11 protein-coding genes are annotated in these 16560 nt (G+C 38.6%); 5 read left to right on the top strand and 6 right to left on the bottom strand.

Annotation, left to right across the window (positions count from 1 at the left end; all coding sequences use genetic code 11):
• Nucleotides 1–55 precede the first annotated feature (55 nt).
• The 5 genes from DBR39_RS09380 to DBR39_RS09400 all read left to right on the top strand — a co-directional run bounded on the left by DBR39_RS09380 (nucleotide 56) and on the right by DBR39_RS09400 (nucleotide 6287).
• Entirely contained in the window at nucleotides 56–1600 is a 1545-nt protein-coding gene (locus DBR39_RS09380) for a sensor histidine kinase (protein WP_124532501.1), read from the top strand.
• A 130-nt stretch (nucleotides 1601–1730) separates the two neighbouring features.
• Nucleotides 1731–2417: a response regulator transcription factor gene (locus DBR39_RS09385; RefSeq protein WP_103231104.1), complete on the top strand. Its 687-nt coding sequence runs from the start codon at nucleotides 1731–1733 to the stop codon at nucleotides 2415–2417.
• A 78-nt stretch (nucleotides 2418–2495) separates the two neighbouring features.
• Nucleotides 2496–3131 (top strand): hypothetical protein, encoded by a 636-nt coding sequence (locus tag DBR39_RS09390; RefSeq protein WP_228447803.1) that lies wholly within the window; start codon nucleotides 2496–2498, stop codon nucleotides 3129–3131.
• Nucleotides 3132–3177: 46 nt separating this feature from the next.
• The gene (locus DBR39_RS09395; RefSeq protein WP_228447821.1) at nucleotides 3178–3513 is read left to right on the top strand and encodes a hypothetical protein; all 336 of its coding nucleotides are present in this window, start codon (nucleotides 3178–3180) and stop codon (nucleotides 3511–3513) included.
• Between the two features lie 68 nt (nucleotides 3514–3581).
• Nucleotides 3582–6287, top strand: coding sequence for a TonB-dependent receptor domain-containing protein (locus DBR39_RS09400; RefSeq protein ID WP_124532505.1), 2706 nt, complete (start codon nucleotides 3582–3584; stop codon nucleotides 6285–6287).
• A gap of 266 nt (nucleotides 6288–6553) precedes the next feature.
• On the opposite strand, the gene DBR39_RS09405 is transcribed toward DBR39_RS09400, so the two are convergent.
• The 6 genes from DBR39_RS09405 to DBR39_RS09430 all read right to left on the bottom strand — a co-directional run bounded on the left by DBR39_RS09405 (nucleotide 6554) and on the right by DBR39_RS09430 (nucleotide 16531).
• Nucleotides 6554–7051, bottom strand: coding sequence for a phosphoheptose isomerase (locus DBR39_RS09405; protein ID WP_103231107.1), 498 nt, complete (start codon nucleotides 7049–7051; stop codon nucleotides 6554–6556).
• A gap of 25 nt (nucleotides 7052–7076) precedes the next feature.
• Nucleotides 7077–9359, bottom strand: a complete 2283-nt coding sequence (locus DBR39_RS09410; protein WP_124532507.1) for a GH92 family glycosyl hydrolase — start codon at nucleotides 9357–9359, stop codon at nucleotides 7077–7079.
• Nucleotides 9360–9380: 21 nt separating this feature from the next.
• Nucleotides 9381–10241 (bottom strand): ROK family protein, encoded by an 861-nt coding sequence (locus DBR39_RS09415; protein WP_124532509.1) that lies wholly within the window; start codon nucleotides 10239–10241, stop codon nucleotides 9381–9383.
• A 132-nt stretch (nucleotides 10242–10373) separates the two neighbouring features.
• The gene (locus tag DBR39_RS09420; RefSeq protein WP_124532511.1) at nucleotides 10374–12782 is read right to left on the bottom strand and encodes an endo-beta-N-acetylglucosaminidase H; all 2409 of its coding nucleotides are present in this window, start codon (nucleotides 12780–12782) and stop codon (nucleotides 10374–10376) included.
• Between the two features lie 57 nt (nucleotides 12783–12839).
• The gene (locus DBR39_RS09425) at nucleotides 12840–14993 is read right to left on the bottom strand and encodes an endo-beta-N-acetylglucosaminidase H (RefSeq protein WP_124532513.1); all 2154 of its coding nucleotides are present in this window, start codon (nucleotides 14991–14993) and stop codon (nucleotides 12840–12842) included.
• A 110-nt stretch (nucleotides 14994–15103) separates the two neighbouring features.
• Nucleotides 15104–16531 (bottom strand): glycoside hydrolase family 125 protein, encoded by a 1428-nt coding sequence (locus DBR39_RS09430; protein ID WP_124532515.1) that lies wholly within the window; start codon nucleotides 16529–16531, stop codon nucleotides 15104–15106.
• Nucleotides 16532–16560: the final 29 nt, after the last annotated feature.

A 16560-nucleotide genomic window follows, 5' to 3' on the forward strand; every position in this document is an offset into this window, starting at 1 on the left:
GTCTTAAAACAATTAATTTTAACATTCATCTTTCGAAAACATATATAATTAAATAATGAATAACAAATTCATCCCAATAATTTCAGTGTTTATGACAATCTCACTGATTGTCTTTGTGACGCTCCAATTTTATTGGTTGAAAGGCTATTACGGTGTACTGGAACAGGATTTTTCAAATAAGGTGTATGCGGTTTTGGAAAGTACTTCGAAAAGTATTGAAGAAATTGAGGCAGACAAATACCTGAATCAGGATTATAAAGATTTCAGAAAAAATATTATTGCCAACAGCAAACAGCCTTCTTTAACGACCATTCAACAGGTAGCAGACTCCGGTACTCAGAGACAGATTATTTATTCCAAAAATATTATTGAAAAAACACAGCTTCCGATTTCCCAAAAAGGAGATTCTATCAAGCTGACTACTTTATATACAGATGAAGCAGCCTACAAAATAAAAAGAGATACTACCAATCGTGAACTTCTTACCACAGACATCAATCAGGAGATTGAAACTGGAGACTACTCCATGAAAGAGTTTGTGAAAGTATATGGAAACAACCTTCCCATCACCAAAAGAGTAGATCCCAAAACACTTGATTCCGTCATTGCTAAAGAACTTAAAATAAGAGGCATCACTGCTAAGTTCGGATATGGGGTTCTAGACCGCAGCAACAAACTGACAAGCATTGTAAATAAGGCATACAAAGAGAAAAAAGACAGCAATGTCTATAGTTTTCCTCTTTTTGCTGATAAAAAAAATACACTATACAGTCTCGCACTGGTTTTCCCTAAAAAAGAATATTCTCTGGCGATGAACAACTGGCCGATGCTGCTAGGAACGTTCCTTTCTCTTCTTACTATTCTTGGGATTTATATTATTTCCATCAATTATATGATGAGGCAGAAAAAGCTTGCTGAAGTAAAGACAGACTTCATCAACAATATGTCCCACGAGTTTAAAACACCTCTGGCCACCATTTCTGTAGCCACAGATTCTTTGGCTAATGATAAGATTGCAACCAACCCGGATAAGGTAAAGTATTACTCGGAGCTGATCAAGCAGGAGAACTTAAGGATGAAAAAGCAGGTGGAAAATATTCTGAATATGTCTAAGCTTGAAAGAAATGAAGTAGAATTGTTTTTAAAAGAAGCCAACGTAAGAGAACTGATTAAAAAAACAACAGAATCCTTCAATCTGATTGTACAGCAAAGAAACGGAACCCTTACACAGAAGTTCAATGCCACTCATTATATTTTTAAAATAGACGAATTCCATATCTCAAATATGCTGGTCAACCTGCTGGATAATGCCAATAAGTATTCTCCTGAAGCACCGGAAATACATGTGGAAACCAAAAATGAAGGCCACTGGTATGTCATTCAGATTTCCGATAAAGGAATGGGAATGGATACTCAGAATAAAACCAAAATTTTCGAAAAATTCTTCAGAGAGGAAACCGGAAATATTCATAATGTAAAAGGACAGGGATTAGGACTTTCCTATGTAAAGAAAATTGTAGAACTGCACAAAGGAGAGATTATCGTAGAGTCTTATAAAGGAAAAGGAAGTACGTTCACGATAAAACTACCGATGAGCTAGAATATAAAAATGATAATTGATGATACAAGGACTGTTCACATCAATTATAAAAGTTAAACCAAATATCAAAATATAGAAGATAGAGTGAGAAAGTTCATTCTTAATTGTTAATTATTAATTATTAAAAGTTATGAGCAACAGAATATTATTAGTAGAGGACGATCAGAGTTTCGGGGCGGTGCTTAAAGATTATTTGACAATCAATAATTTTGAAGTAACTCTTGCCATTGATGGAGAGCAGGGACTTAAAGAATTCACGGAAAATGAATTCGACATCTGCATATTCGACGTAATGATGCCAAAAAAAGACGGATTTTCATTGGCTGAAGATGTAAAAAAGATTGATAAAAATACCCCAATCATATTCCTTACCGCAAGAAATATGAGAGAAGATATTTTGAAAGGCTATCAGTTGGGCGCTGATGATTATATCACCAAGCCTTTTGACACTGAGCTTCTTTTATACAAAATAAAGGCTATTCTTCAGAGAAGTTCTACACTGGAAAATGAAGAGCAGGAGCAGTTCAAGATCAGCAATATTTTCTTTGACTCTATGTTGAGACAATTGAAAGTAGGTGATAAAGAATACAAACTTTCTCCTAAAGAAAATGAATTACTGAAGCTTCTTTGCATTCATAGAAATGATTTCATGCCTAGAGATCTTGCTTTAAGAAAGATCTGGAAAAAAGAAAATTACTTTACAGCAAGAAGTATGGACGTGTATATTGCAAAGCTTCGTAAATTATTAAAAGATGACGAAGGATTGGAAATTATCAACGTTCACGGAGAAGGATTCAGACTTTTGGTGAAAAATTAATCCGAAAATCGAATTATAAATATAAAATTAGCAAAACAATTGAAAATGTTTTGCTAATTTTGTTTCATACCCATGGATATGAAGAATACATTTATAGGTTTGATCACCGTATCACTATTAGCTGCATCTTGTAAAAAGGATGAAAAAGCAACTTATTTAAAAGAAGAAGCCAACGCTGGACAGCCCAGCGTAGCTCTTAATACCACCTCAAAAACAGCCCTGATGGACCAGGCAGGTATTCAATCTACCCCCGCTCCGTCTCCAATGGCTGCTGCACCCGGTATGAATCCTCCACACGGACAACCCGGACACCGATGCGACATCCAGGTAGGACAACCCTTGAATAGTGCTCCTGCAGCCACTCCTGCGCCACAAAATATAAACACAGGCGGAAATAAGGTCATCCAGATTGATCCTAATGCAATGTCACCAGGAAAAGTAGCAATTGACAACTCCGGAAAACAAGTAAAGACGGCTCCAGGAATGAACCCTCCACACGGGCAGCCGGGACACCGATGTGATATTGCAGTTGGACAGCCATTAAGCAGTAAACCGGCTCCAGCCGCTCAGCCAGCTCAAAATATAATACAGACAACTCCAACTCCTGCACCCGCTGCACAAAACCTGGCTATGGGCGAAAAACCCAAATTAAACCCAGCACATGGAGCACCATGGCACAGCTGTTCTCTAAAAGTTGGTGATCCTTTGCCATAAATTTTGTATTTTTGCAGAAATGAAGCTGTTTCACATACTTGCAATCGTGTTTTGCTTGGGAGTTTTTTTAATTCCCAAGGATAACTTCTATGCGCAAGGGATGCAGGAAACATGCTGTAAAGCAGAATCTTCGAAAAAAAGTGACTGCTGCAAAAATCATTCTTCAAAAGAAGGCAGCAAGGATGACAAAACAAAATCATGTAATGACGACTGCTGTTCATCATGTGTTGCCTGCTATACCTTTATTGAAACTCCTTTCTCAAAAAACTTACGTCTGGAACTGTCTTATTACAAAGCGAATAAGAATCCTCAGTTTCAATATTCAGATCCTTATCTTTCAGATAGTTTAAAGGAAATCTGGCAGCCGCCCAAGATAGGTTAATTAAAATATCGCGCGTTCATTATACTACTTAATGGACTGTTTTTTAATTAATTTAAACTTTAAACAAAATGAAATTACATATTTCCAGGTTGATACTTGGTGCATTATTCCTATTTACACAATTTATATCTGCTCAAACACTTTCAAAAAACCAGTTCAAGGTAAAAGGGAACTGTGAAATGTGCAAAACAAGAATTGAAAGTGCAGCTAAAAAAGCAGGTGCAAAAACAGCAGTATACTCTGTTGATCTTCAGACATTAACTTTAGAAACAGACAAGGTATCTACCGATGATATTCTAAAGAAAGTAGCTGAAGCAGGTCATGATAACGAAAAATTCAAAACTTCTGACAGCACCTATGAAGGACTTCCGGGATGTTGCCATTACGACAGAGATGCACAGCTTTCACAGGCAGAACCTCATCATGAGCACCATGCAGATGCTAATGTTTCCGCTAAAAAAGAAAACGAATTCTATGTAAGAGGAAACTGTGCTTCATGTAAAGCCAGAATTGAAAAAGCATCAAAAGATGCCGGTGCCAACACCGCAGAATGGAATGCAGAGAAACAAACGGTTACCTTAAATTTTGACCCGTCAAAAACCTCATCGTATAAGATTTTAAAAGCAATTGCTGATGCAGGTCATGATAATGAAAAATATAAGGCTTCAGATGCTGTATACAAAGGACTTCCAGGATGTTGTCTGTATGACAGAGATTTTACTTTTGGTGAACCCAATCCAAAAGTACATTATGAAGAAGGTGCAAAACATGAAGATCATAAAGATAATGGCACCTCTGCAACTAAAGAGGATCATTCTCAACATGAAAAAAACATCGACGGTGTTGTCGTAACGGGCTCCAAGGCCGCAACAGCTTTGAGTAAGAAAGAAGCCGGACTTGTTTTTAATATTGATAAAAAAGAGCTGTTAAAGGCAGCTTGTTGTAACCTGTCTGAAAGTTTCGAAACCAATGCAACCGTTGACGTTTCTTTCAGCAATGCGGTTACGGGAACAAAACAGCTGAAAATGCTTGGTCTGGATCAAAAATACACCAGCTTAACGAAGGAACAATTACCCGAAATCAGAGGATTGGCTTCTGCCTACGGACTAAACTTTATTCCGGGAAGATGGATTGAAAGCATTCAGCTGACTAAAGGTGGAAGTACTGTAACCAACGGGTATGAAAGTATCACAGGACAGATCAACACTGAACTTTTGAAAAATGCAAAGGCTCCCGAAACGTCACTGAACCTTTTTTCCGATTTCAACGGAAGAGCAGAGATAAATATTACCAATGTTTCTCCCATCAACGATAAATGGTCACAAACTTTTCTTCTTCACGGAAACGGAACATTCGGAAATACGGATATGAATGATGACGGTTTTCTTGACAGACCGAAAGGAACACAGATCAATGCCGCTTATTTGCTGAATTATAATGATCTTGAAAAGTCTGGATTCGGATCTCACTTCGGTATTAATTTTATCCGAGATGAAAGAACTGCAGGACAGGTTGGTTTCGATAAAAAACTGGCTCAGGATAAGCAGTCTCCTTACGGTGTAGGAATTGATATTTCAAGATTCCAGGTTTGGAATAAGACGGGATATGTTTTTAAAGGAAAACCTTACCAAAGTATCGGTTGGATGAACCAATATGTGTATCACCAGCAGGATAGTTTCTTTGGATTGAGAAATTATGCAGGACAGCAGCAAACCTATTATTCCAATTTAATTTTTGAAAGCATCATCGGAAATACCAATCATAAGTATAAAGCCGGAGCAAGTTTCTTATATGACGGGTATAAAGAAACGTATTTAACGAACGACCTGAGAAGAAATGAAATTGTACCGGGAATTTTTGCCGAATATACTTTAACAGGCTTAAAATATACATTGGTAGCAGGAACGAGAGTAGATTTTCATAATCTGGCAGGAACTCAGTTTACGCCAAGACTAAATTTCAAGTATGATTTTACGCCCCAGACTATTTTAAGACTTTCTGCGGGAAGAGGATTCAGAACAGCAAATGTATTCGCGGAAAGCCAGCAGTATTTTGCATCGAACAGAGCGATTAATATTTTATCAAACGGAGGAAATATTTATGGTTTAAGACCTGAAATTGCGTGGAACTACGGAGCAAGCTTACAACAGGAATTTAAGTTATTCGGAAGAAAATCCAGTATTATTGCCGACTTCTTCAGAACAGATTTCCAGGATCAGGTATTGGTAGATTTGGACAAGTCTCCTCAACAGCTGACATTCTATAATCTGGAAGGAAAATCCTTTGCGAATTCATTTCAAACGCAGTGGGATTTTACTCCTTTCAAAAATTTTGATGTAAGGCTTGCCTATAAGTATTATGATGTACAGGCTGATTATATCGGAGGAAGAAGAGAAGTTCCTTTTATGGCTAAACACAGAGGATTTGTAAACTTAGCCTATTCAACCAACAAGAATAATAATGGAGGATTCTGGAGTTTTGATACGACTTTAAACTGGGTTGGAAAGCAGAGGCTTCCTGATACTTCAACGAATCCGGCAGAGTTTCAGTTACCAACATATTCTGAATCTTACGCGGTTCTTAATGCTCAGATCTCAAGAAATTTCAATAAAAAAATCAGAGCTTATGTAGGCGGAGAAAACCTGACTTCTTATTATCAGAAAAATGCGATTGTAGATTTTAAAAATCCTTTCGGAAATTATTTTGATGGAGGAATGGTGTATGCTCCCATTATGAAGGCTAACTTCTATGTGGGATTGGATGTGACGTTTTAGAGGCGGGAAGCTGGAAGAATGAAGCTGGGAGTACCTACAATCAAGTAAAGTTTTTATCTTATTGAGGATAAAAACTGAATAAACAAAACCTTATAGGTCTCCGAGACCTATAAGGTTTATTTTTTGCCTTCAGCTTATAAATATAGTATGAATAACGAAGGAGAATAAAAAAGTTTTGAAAATCTTCAGTAACTCCCTTCTTCCACCCTCAAGCTTCCTAACCAATAAAAAAAATCTGCTTCAATATTGAAGCAGATTTTTTTTATTTATCTTCCAAAGTCATCCTGTACTCTTACGATATCATCTTCATCTGAAGGATTGGATGCATCGGTATGTTGCCAGATTTCGGCTACGATTCCCCAGCCTGCAAGACCTATCAATCTGTGTCTTTCTCCCTGCTGAAGTTTCACCTGATCTTTTGGACCATATTCTCCTAATTCTCCTTCTTCATCTGTTGCACTTCTTTTGATGCCTACAGTTCCTTCTACCACCTGCCAGATTTCGGCTCTTCTGTGGTGATACTGCCAGCTTAATCTTGCTTCAGGAGCAACGATAAGAATCTTTGGGCTAAGCTTCCCTCCTATTCTCAGATTTTCAACATCAATACCATCAAAATACTGGTTGGCAAAATCCTGTGCCTGTGTTTCATCAATCACAAAGAATCCTCCCCATGGTCTTGTATCATCTTTTGCTGCGATGTTAAAACCCTGTGTCTGCAGCATGCTCTCTACTCTGTCGAATATTTCTTTTTTTTCTGTACTCATACAGCTTGTATTTCTAAATTAAAAATTATTTATTTGATTCTTCTTTTGACATTGAATATGGAAAATCTTTTTCCTGTGCCCCTCTTTCTTTATTAGGCTTGTTGTCCATTTTAAAGTCTAAAACAGCTCCTTTCATCAGTTCTTTATGGCTCAACCAGTTTTTGGAGTAAGGCTGTTGGTTTACGTTCAATGATTTTACATATAGATTTTCAGCATTGTTTTCCGGAGCTTTTATTTCAATTTTCTTACCATTTTCAAGATGAATGGTAGCTTCTTTAAATAAAGGTGCACCTAATACATACTGATCTGTTGCCGGCGTCACCGGATAAAACCCAAGGGCTGAGAAAATATACCATGCAGAAGTCTGTCCGTTATCTTCGTCACCACAATATCCGTCAGGAGTCGCGTGATACAGTTTATTCATCACCTGTCTTGCCCAATATTGAGTTTTGTAAGGTGATCCTGCATAGTTATACAGGTAGATCATGTGCTGAATAGGCTGGTTTCCGTGGGCATACTGTCCCATATTCATGATCTGCATTTCTCTGATCTCGTGAATAACGCCTCCATAATAGCTGTCGTCAAAAACAGGTGGTAATGAGAACACTTCATCTAATTTTGCCTCAAATTTCTTCTTTCCTCCCATGAGTTCTGACAGACCGTCAATATCCTGGAAAACAGACCATGTATAATGCCAGCTGTTTCCTTCTGTAAACGCATCTCCCCATTTGAAAGGATTGAAAGGTTTCTGGAAATTACCGTCTTTATTTTTACCACGCATTAAGCCTGTTTCCTTGTCAAATACATTTTTGTAATTGTAGGCTCTTTTCTTATAAATATCAATTTCAGAAGCGGGTTTTCCTAATGCTTTTCCTAACTGATAAATTGAAAAGTCATCATATGCATACTCCAATGTTCTTGCAGCATTTTCATTGATTTTCACATCGTAAGGCACATAGCCTAATGTATTGTAATATTCTACACCTGCACGGCCTACCGCTTCTATAGGACCCGCATTATTCGCTCCGTGTTTTACGGCCTGCCAAAGGGCTTCCGTATCATATCCACGAAGTCCTTTGATATAAGCATCTGCCACTACGGATGCAGAATTATTTCCAATCATAATATCAGAATATCCAGGGCTGCTCCACTCCGGTAAGAAGCCTCCTTCTTTGTAAGCATTCGCCAATCCTTCCTGCATTTCTACATTGATGCTTGGATACACCAGGTTCAGGAAAGGGTACAAAGCACGGAAGGTATCCCAGAAACCGGTTCCTGCAAACATTTTTCCATCTGCAATTTTACCGTTGTAAGGGCTCCAGTGTTTTATTTTGTTCTGGGCATCAATCTCATATAATTTTTGCGGGAAGAACAAAGTTCTGTATAAAGAGGAATAAAAGGTTCTCATCTGCTGATCTGTCCCTCCTTTTACGTCTATTTTTCCTAATGTTTGGTTCCAGATATTTTTCGCATCGGTTTTTACCTGTTCAAAATTTTTGGTTCCGATTTCTCTTTTAAGATTCAGTTCTGCCTGTTCAAAGCTGATGAATGAAGAGGCTACTTTTGCATACACCGTTTCTTTATTTTTAAGCTTAAAGCCTACTACAGCACCTGTATGATCGCTGGTAATTTCTAGCTGATCATTAACCAGTTTATCGTCTTTCCAGGTTTTTGTCAGTTCAAAATCTTTATCAAACTGAATGACGAAGTAGTTTTTAAAATTATCATATTTCCCGGTAGAATATTTTGTGGTATAGCCCAGGATTTTTCTTTCTTTCGGTAAAATCTTGATGTAAGAACCTTTGTTCAATGCATCCACAACGATGTAAGCACTGTCTGTTTTTGGAAAATCAAATTTAAAATAAGAAGCTCTTTCCGTAGGGGTAAATTCTGTGGTTACATTGATATCCGCAAGATAAACACTATAAAAGTAAGGAGTGGTAACCTCAGCTTTATGGCTGAACCAGCTCGCTCTGTCTTCTTCTTTAAATTTTACTTTCCCTACTCCCGGCATGATGGCAAATGCGCCATAATCATTCATCCATGGAGAAGGCTGGTGGGTTTGTCTAAATCCTTTTATTTTATCTGCATCGTAACTATACGCCCATCCGTCACCCATCTTACCGGTCTGTGGAGTCCAGATATTCATTCCCCATGGAAGTCCGACTGCCGGATAGGTATTTCCGTTGGATAAAGAAGGTTTTGACTGCGTTCCCATCAAAGGATTCACATAATCTACGGGAGATATGTTCTGACCAAAGGCCCAGGCCTGTATTAGCAGTAAGCAAGTAGAAAATATAAACTTCATTGTATCATTTCGTTTGTTAATTTATATACGCTTTTTTAATGCATAGCTGGCAGCTCCAAGAATGGCTGCATCTTCAAATATGGCAGAAATTTTAACCTGCAAGTTAATATTATTCTTTGTTAAATTCTGAATAAATCTTTGCTCAAAGTGAGGATATGCTTTCGCAATATTACCTCCTATAACTAAAACTTCCGGTTTGTAATGATTTACATATTTCACGATAAATTCTGAGAAAGAATCTGCATATTCATCAAATATTCTGGTCTGTATTTCAGTTGGCATATCCAACAAATCTTTGGTTCCTGAAATTTCTTCTCCTGTCAAATCCTTGTAGCGATTTACAAACCAGCGTGTTGCCAGATAATCTTCACTGATAGAATCTTTAAAAGGAGAATCCCATAAGTCTTCATCGGTAGCAAATTCTCCGTTGAAGAAGGTCGTTCCCAATCCTGTACCGAGAGTCACTCCAAAAGCACTCCCGAATCCCTGGGCACATCCTCCGAATACTTCTCCTTCCATGAAGGCTGCGGCATCATTTACAAAATGAATCTGCTCCTGAGAAACAGACAATCTTTTTGCCAGTTCTTCTTTAATATTCACCTGATAGATATCAATGAACTTTCCCTGCTGCATTAATGATATTCCTTTTTCATAATCGAAAGGCCCCGGCATTGCGATACCGATTAAAAGATCTTCTTTTATCAGATCATGAGCCACTTTATCAATGGCTGAAACCCATGCAGCGAAAATAACCTCTTTATTTTCAAAAGCATCTACATGTTCTCTTACATAGGTTGAAGAAATGATTTCACGTTTTTCCGGATCTACCTGAGCCAGCGTGATGTGTGACCCTCCAATATCGATTCCTACTATATTCTGCATTATTTTTTATTTTAAATTCAAGACATCCCTGTGACTGAAAAAACAGACAAACAGGAGTACATATCCTGTCTGTCTGCTTTGTATTTCAGACTTTATATTCTTAATTCTGATAATGATCTTATTATCTGAATCTTACTTTACAATAATTTTACCCGTCGATATCACTTTACTGTTTTTGGATGTAATCTTGTAAATATAAGTACCACTGATTAAATCCTGTGTATTGACTGCGTTATTATTTTGATTAATGTTCTGTTTTTTGAACAGTTTTCCTGATGCATCATACAATGCCACTTCATTGGCAGAGTTGTCGCTGATGGCAAAATGAATATCATTTCCTCGTTTCACAGGATTCGGGTAAACGGAACTGCTCTCTTTTACGGATTCAATATCTTTCACTGCAAGAGATGACGCACAGGCAACATCTGTTCTCCAGTTGGTATCTGTCATGTTGACCAAGGTTGCAAAATGAGTGTTTGCCGTAGCATCTAATGCTCCTAAGCCACTGCCTTCATCCATTTTCCAGTTGGCTTCAAGCCCCGTAGAGTTGGCAGGAACATTACAGCTGTTGCTCAATATTTCCTGTGGTGTCAATGCTTTTTTCCAAACTCTGAATTCATCCAGGAAGCCATTGATTGTACGGGAATTATCATAATTTCTTCCCAGATAAAGAATACCGTTTGCGGCAAAGTTACCGGTTACTGCAAAGCTTGCATCAAGGGTGCCATTGACATAAATTTTCATTGCTGCACCATCGTAAGTCGCTGCAATATGATACCATGTATTGGTATTAAATGCTGTATTCGTATTCAATTTTACCTGTGATGAACCGAAACTCAAGATAAACTGAAGTTTGTTGTTCGCCAGGTTTCCGTCCCCGAATCTAAGCATTGCTGAGTTATTATCTCCTACTTCAACACCCATTACTGATGAGATGTAAGGAAATCCTGTTTTGAAAGCATTTACTTTTACCCATCCTTCGAATGTCATCGCATTTCCGCTTAAGTTAAATTGCCCTGCATTAAGGTAGTGGGTACTTCCGTTAAAAGAAAGTGATCTTGCTCCAGGACTTGTAACAGGGGCAAAACCACTGTTGAACGCCCCTTCTCCTGAATAGGTACTTGTAGCTCCTCCCACACATGAAGCCTGTACTTTCCACACATAGCCTGTATTAGGCGTAAGGTTTTGTAATGAATAAGAGTTGGTTGTAATATTGGGAATTTCAGACCATGTTGTCGCTGCTGTCGTTTTATATTGCAGCGTATATGAAGTTGCATTTCCTGCATCCCATGATAATTGAGCTGTATTCCCAAGGAAACTTCCGGAAGTTAATCCTGATGGCGTAGTGCAGCCACTTCCGGAGTTAAACCTTGGTGCAAAAATATAAGTACTTGTTAATGTAGGAGAGCAGTTAGATTGTATTCTCCAATCATAGTCTGTATTCAGAGTAAGGTTGTTGATGACAATATTATTTCCTGAATAATTATTGGCTGCGTTCGTCCATACTGTTGAATTCGCAGGTTTGTAATCAATATTATAAGACTGGGAAGCATTGGACGTCCAGTTCAGTTTCGCTGAAGTTCCCGTCACATTGGAAATATCCAGTCCCAATGGAGGATCGCAGCTTTGTCCCTGAGACCATGAATATAATTGTCCGCTTAAGAGTGTATTTTCGTTGTAAAGAATATTGGAACCTGTACTCAGATAATTGGCAACATCGGTTCCCCCCAAATCATACCACATAAACACTCCGTATTGATCATTTTTTGTGCTGGTTGCTAAACTAGCAAGCGTTGTAGCAGATGTAGATCCTGAATTAGAATTAAGAATCCAGGTTGCAGCAGCAGAAATTTTACTTTTATCAAGAGGAGGAACAACAGGTGCATTGTAGGTACTATACATGGCATTCCAGGTGTAATTGATATAATTTCCTGCCAAATCTCCATTATAAGTTTGTCTTGTCGTAGCCGGGCCATAATAATAGAACGTAATCAGTTTATCCGGCATTGCTGCTTTCAGTTCCTGCAAAAGCATTACAAAAGAACTGTTGTTAGGTTGTCCTGTTCCGTTATTTCCGTATCCTGCGTATTCATCATCCAGGTCTACTCCATCCAAACCATAGGTATAAACAGTATGGGCCACCTGCAGAGCAAAATCTTTTGCTGCTTCACGGTTAGGAAAATTAGAAATTCCGGCTCCCTGGTGATTTCCTAAAAGATCGAGTAATACTTTTATCCCTTTTTGCTGTAAAGGTTTCACATAGGTATTGACATCATTCAGGACTTTGGTAACGTTGTTATTATTTGAAATATAAGCACGGTTTTTGGAAACATCATAGTTGATATTCGCTGCAAAAATAATGGCAACATCAAAAAGCTGTCTGTTGGTATTCTGTAATGTATAAGAACCTGCATTCAGCATATTGTTGTTGTTCACTTCAACATAGCAGACTCCCAAAGGATTAAGCTGCTGTGCTTTGAGCAACGGGGTTGCCTGAAGCATTAGGGCCATAAGGGGAATAAAAAAGGATTTTTTTCTCATAGTATATCAATTTTGTAGTAGAAAAATCATTGGGCCGAAGCCCAATGACTGAGGTTATTATTTTACAATTAGTTTTTCGGATTGTTTTAGACTTCCATCCTGAGATTCAAACTGGACGATATAGTTTCCTGCTGAAAGTTTGGTCAATTCATATTGATTATCTCCGGAATTCAGTGATTTTGTGTCTATAATTCTTCCATTAAAATCATAAACCGTTAATTTTCCTTTGCTGTATTCATCAGGAACAGAAACGGTAAGTGATGAAGATTTGCTTGCCGGATTAGGGTATAATTTGATTTGATTTTTAATGCTTACCTGTCCTCCGCTTATAGCTTTTTGGTTTCCTGCAGTTCTTGCCAATGCTGAACTTCCTGTTGTACAGGGTATATCTGTTCCCCAATTGGAAGCATCAATACCTGTTAATGTCAAAGTCGCTCCGTTTCCTGAAGTATCCTGAACGGAAGAACCACTACCTTCGTTAAACTTCCAATAAGCAGCCAGTGAAGTCGCCGGAACGGATACATTACACATATTCTGACTGATTTCCGTCTGACTCAAAGCCCGTTTCCAAACTCTTACCTCATCTATTTTCCCATTGAAGTTTCTTGACGTGTTATATAAATATCCTACATTGAATGCACCTGTTGAATTCACACTTCCGGTCTGCGCTTTGGTTGCATCCAGAACACCGTTGATATACAATTTCATATTGGCACCATCATAGGTAGCCGCTACATGATACCATGTATTGGCATTCAAGGCAGTTGCAGAAGCCAGTTTTTGCTGTACATTATTAATACTTACTACAAACTGTAATTTATTATTAGCCAGGCTGGCATCTCCCAATCGTAAGAATGCAGAATTGCTGTCACTTACTTCTGTTCCCATGATAGAAGAAATATACGGAGACGCTGATTTGAATGACGAAGGTTTGATCCAGCCTTCAAAAGATAATGCAGAACCGCTCAGTGTAAGATTTCCGGCCGCTCCAGATTCAGTGGTTCCATCCAGAGATAATGCGTAAGAACCTGTAGGTGTTGTTCCTGAGGTACTTTTAAATCTTGGGGCAAACATATAGGCACTTTTCACACTGCAGTTGGTTCTGATTCTCCAGTCGTATTCTGTATTGGCTGTTAAGCCGGAAACTGTAACAGAAGTAGAACTCGTTGCTGACACTGCATTTGTCCATGTTGTTGAAGAAGCTGGTTTATAATCAATATCATAGGTATTGGTTCCTACGGCTGACCAGTTCAGCTTTGCACTTGTTCCTGTAAGATTGCTTGTATATAATCCGATAGGAGCATCACAATTGGTACCTTGCGTCCACGATTGTAGAGTTCCGCTTAAAACAGTCTGCTCACCGTACAATGTCTGAGTTCCTGCAGAAAGTTGTGACGTTTCATTAGTTCCATGCAAATCATACCACATGAACACTCCATAGCCTCCATTTTTAGTCTGAGTAGCCAGGCTGGTGGTTGTAGAATTGGAAGTATTTCCCATCCATACGGCTGCAGGGGAGATTTGTGCTTTGGTAAGAGGGGGGACATTTGGAGCAGAGAATGTTCCGTACATCGCGTTCCAGCTATAGTTAACGTTATCTCCTACTCTGGCTCCGTTCCAGGAAAGTCTTGAAGCGGCATCCCCGTAATAATAGAATGAAATAATTTTATTTGGTAATAATGCTCTTAGCTCCTGAACAAGCATAACAAAAGAACTGTCATTAGGCTGCCCTGTTCCGTTCTTTCCATATTCTGAATACTCATCATCAAAATCAATTCCATCAAGACCATAGGTATTCACTGTATTGGCAAGCTGTAATGCAAAGTCTTTTGCGGCTTCACGGGTAGGAAAATTACAAATTCCGGCTCCCTGGTGATTTCCCAAAATAGTCAATACTACTTTCATTCCTTTTTGCTGAAGCGGTTTTATGTAGGTATCTGCATTGGTAAGAACCTTAGTCACATTATTGTTGGAATACAGATACGCTCTTCCACGGCTGGTATCATAATTAATATTGGCCGCAAAAATATTCACCACATTGAACAGGTAGCTGTTCGATGTCTGCAGTTTGTACGCTCCTGCATTCAGCAGGTTGTTGTTGTTCACTTCCACATAGCATATTCCTGTAGGATTAAGCTGTTGTGCATTAATCAGAGAACCTGACTGAAGCATCACTGCCATCAGCGCGGTAAAGATGGATTTTTTTTTCATTGTATAATTTTTTTAAGGTGTTTTTGGTGTTTGATTTTGATATAGCATTCCCCCTGCACTTTCTTTTTAGAGAAAGCACCTCAGATGAATATACCATATAAAAGGGAGGGCTATGTCAGTAGCTCAGGGTTTTCGTTAAAGGTTTTCCATAACAATTCGCCAAATAAGGTATTCGCCCATGCAAACCATTCTCTGGTGAATTTCTTGTCATTGTCTTTATGGAAGGATTCATGCATAAAGCCTGTCCCGCCGTGCGTTTTCTGTAAGGTATCTATGCTCCATTTGATCTCACTTTTGTCTTTTGTAGTGAGAGCCTTCATAATAATACTCATTGGCCAGATCATGTCCAGTCCGATATGCGGACCACCTATCCCTTCTGCCAGCTTACCTTTGAAGAAGAACGGGTTGTTTTCTGACCACACAAATTTTCTTGTATTCAAGTAAACAGGGTCATCTGCTTTCACCGCATCCAGATAAGGTAATCCCAGTAAACTAGGACAGTTTGCATCATCCATCAGGTTATAACTTCCAAAGCCATTTACTTCAAAAGCATATATTTTTCCGAATTCAGGATGATTGTAAATTCCGTATTTTTTAATGGCAGCTTCTACCTCATCAGCAAGGCTGTTCAGTTGTTGAGCCAATGTTTTTTCATTCTTAATCTGAGCAACCATTTCAGCTGCCTGACGTAAGCTTACTACCGCAAATAAGTTGGAAGGAATCAGGAATCCGTAGATGGTAGCATCATCACTTGGACGGAACATAGAACTGATCAATCCTACCGGTTTTGTCGGATAACCATATCCTCCCATGGGAACTCCATCTGTAGCCCAAGCCGTTGTACGCTCAAATTTGTAAGGCCCAAGATCATGTTTTCTCTGCTGTTCTGTAAAAGTCTGCAGGGTAAGTTTAATCCCTTTCAGCCAGTTGGCATCGAAAGGTTTTGTATCTCCCGTTGTTTTCCAGAAGTGGTAGGCCAGACGGATAGGATAGCAAAGCGAATCAATTTCCCATTTTCTTTCATGGGTTCCCGGTTTCATATCAGTATGGTCGTATTCTTTCCATTTACTGATCTTTTGATCATCGTTGTAGAAAGCATTTGCATATGGATCTTTTAGAATGAAAGTGGTCTGTTTATGGATCACTCCTGAGATCAGCTTATGCAGTTTTTCATCTTTTTTCGAGAACTGCAGATATGGGAAAACCTGTGCGGAACTGTCACGAAGCCACATCGCATCAATATCCCCAGTGATCACATATGTATCCGGTGTTCCGCCGGTTTCTGTATAGTAAACAGTAGTATCTAATGTATTCGGGAAGCAGTTTTCAAAGAGCCAGCTTAGTTCTTTATTTTTAACTTTCTTTTTAAACGCTGCAATAGCATTTTCTACGGATTCGCTGGTAAAATGTCTTTTATCTTTAGGAACACGGACAACAGGAAAATCGTCCAGTACTAAATTTTTAGCAAAAACATTCTGAGTAAACAGTAATCCGGCTCCTGCCAGTGCACTTGTTTTAATAAAATTTCTCCTTTCCATTGATACTTTTGTTTCGTTTATTTTTATGA

The sequence above is a fragment of the Chryseobacterium sp. KBW03 genome (genome assembly GCF_003852415.1).
Classification (GTDB): Bacteria; Bacteroidota; Bacteroidia; order Flavobacteriales; family Weeksellaceae; genus Chryseobacterium; species Chryseobacterium viscerum.